2 protein-coding genes are annotated in these 2529 nt (G+C 26.6%); both read right to left on the bottom strand.

Going from position 1 to position 2529, the window contains the following annotated elements:
* Positions 1-139: 139 nt before the first annotated feature.
* Positions 140-1000, bottom strand: a complete 861-nt coding sequence (locus tag FWJ34_RS19150) for a DUF4435 domain-containing protein (RefSeq protein WP_308256921.1) — start codon at positions 998-1000, stop codon at positions 140-142.
* A gap of 4 nt (positions 1001-1004) precedes the next feature.
* Complete coding sequence (locus FWJ34_RS19145; protein ID WP_308256920.1) at positions 1005-2366, bottom strand: AAA family ATPase; 1362 nt, start codon at positions 2364-2366, stop codon at positions 1005-1007.
* Positions 2367-2529 lie beyond the last annotated feature (163 nt).

Raw genomic sequence — 2529 nt, 5'->3', positions numbered from 1 at the left:
CTTTATAGCCGTTATTATAGCAATTAGGAATCATTTATGAGAAATTTAAACCACATTCCGCCTTTATTTAAAAGGGATTAGGGAGGATCGTATTCTCACAACTCATAACGGAATGCTATAGACAGAATAATATCTACTTTTATTCAATATCAAATATTATGGTTAGATTATTTTTTTGCCATTCAATTATCTGCACATAAAGATTTGTTTCTTTAAAATAAACTTTTTCATACGCCAATCTTAAACTTCTTTCTAAGTGATCTTTACTAACTTCATTCGCATTATTAGAACCAATTGTTTTGCGAAGTAAAATAGATAATATTTCTATCATATCATGACCACAGCATATCTGATACTTACATAAAATATCACTTTTTTTGATGTTGATTTTATTTAATAAATCTTCTTTTGAAATTGAATAATTTTGAGTTTTATTAATCACTGTTTGAATCAGTTTATCAAGATCAGTCGTTAATCTTTTTATATCTAATAATTTTGTATAATCTAAATTATTAAAAGTTAAATTTAATTGCTCACATTTAGAAATCCATCGTAAATAACCTAACTCATAACTTAGATTTAACAATACTTGTCTCATATCTAATTTAAGTTTTTTCAACTTATCTTCGGATGCAAATTCTATCAACAATTTATCTAAAGCTGGAGAATTAATTAACATCATTTCTAAATCGTGATAATCCGTTAAAAATAAGTTATTATGATTATATTTAGTATTTTCTAAATGATCAAAATCAGCGTCAACAATACCGATAATCCCCTTAATTTCATGTTTATTGAGAATATCTAATACTTGGATTACTCTTTGTTTACTAGATGGTTTTCCTTTACATATTTGAAAACGACAATTTGATTCATCAATAAAATTTTGATATAGTTTTTTATCAGAATCACCCTCAACTAATATAAAATTACCTTCAAAAGTACTTTTTTGTTGTCTAATAGTATTAGCAATACGATCGACCGTTAAATATTCTCGCATGATTCTATTTTTTTAACTCCACGGTCAAATCCCAACGATCATTAATTAAATCTGGTGAATGAGTTGCCATTAAAATATCCAAATCAGCAAGTTTTATAATACTTTCTAAATCTTTTAAAAAATCTACTAACCAACCGACATGAAGAGATAATTCTGGCTCATCAATTAATACTAAAGAATTAGGTTTAACATTGAATAATAAATCATAAAGCATAATTACTTCGTGCTGTTCACCAGAAGATAAATCGGTAGGAGAAAGTTCTTTATCTTCTAACCTGACAGATTCATTATTTTCAGTGGTAAAAATAAAACCTTTTTCCTTATCAAATTTAATTTTTTTAGAAGAATAAGCAAATTTTTTATTAATAATATCTCTAAATAATTCTATTTTATCTGCTATATCTTGAAATACTTTTAACTTATCTTCAACATCTTTGACATATATAGATAGAACATTGGTTGTATCCGTATCAATATGATCGGGTTGAATATTAAAATCAGAATTTTCTTCTTGGTTTAATAAACCAACTGTAATTAAACGGTTTCTTGTTGCCTCAAGTTCGTCTAATTTATTTTTTAATTCTTGTGTTGTTAAATTATTTGGTACTTTTTGTCTTACAACTCTTACAGGAAAAGTCCGATCCAATGATTGAGAAATATTACCATATTCTGTAAATTTATCCTGTATCTTATCCGCTAACTGTTTTGAATAAGCTGATACAGTAGAAATCATTGTAGATTGTAGATAACTTGAACGATAAATATTTCTGGAAATTCTTTCCTGATATGGATTATTCATATTAACAAGTCTTTGAGACTGTATAAAATAAATTTTTAAATTATCTAGTATGTTCTGCAACCATTCTGGTTTTTTATTAACATCTCGAATTGGTAACACAGATTCATAACGTTCAATAACATCTGATAACGATAAAACTTCTTTTGTTTGTCGATTTAGCCATTCTCTTGTGCCTATTCTCTCTAGTTCAGGAATAATATCATCTAATATTTCAATGGGAATCTTAATATTTGAGTCATTTTCTAATCTTTTAGGTATAAAAGGTTTAGATGATTCACTATTCTTGTAATAATTAATCTGAATATTCGATTTTTTATCATCATTATTTTTATTTTTGATGATTTCAATTTTAGTATTGTTGTCAAAATTAATAGTAAATTTTTCAAACGGTGTTTTTCTAAAAATTGAATAGCGTGAATTAAAAAAATCATTTAACATTGTGAGGATAATTGTTTTTCCAACACCATTTGCACCGTGAATAATTGTGATTCTTTCTTCTATATTTAAAGAAATTTCATGATTGAAAATTCCAAATAATTTCTGTACAGAAATTTTTTCTATCCTCATAATTTTTCGATTAATAACATATTCTATTAACTTAATTATAGAGTGGGCAATGCCCACCAAAACCTCATCTAAGCACTAAAATACTTAGCTACAGGATGATAACAGACGATCGCACTTGTGGACTGTTCGGGGTATATTTGTTCTGACTCATCCATATACATAC

Source organism: Geminocystis sp. GBBB08, assembly GCF_016743215.1.
In the GTDB taxonomy this organism is placed as follows: domain Bacteria; phylum Cyanobacteriota; class Cyanobacteriia; order Cyanobacteriales; family Cyanobacteriaceae; genus Geminocystis.
This window is presented reverse-complemented; position numbering and strand designations above follow the sequence as displayed.

Bases quoted from the DNA above. Each gene is read 5' to 3' on its own strand.
- FWJ34_RS19150 (WP_308256921.1), bottom strand. From the start codon at position 1,000: ATGCGAGAATATTTAACGGTCGATCGTATTGCTAATACTATTAGACAA.
- FWJ34_RS19145 (WP_308256920.1), bottom strand. From the start codon at position 2,366: ATGAGGATAGAAAAAATTTCTGTACAGAAATTATTTGGAATTTTCAAT.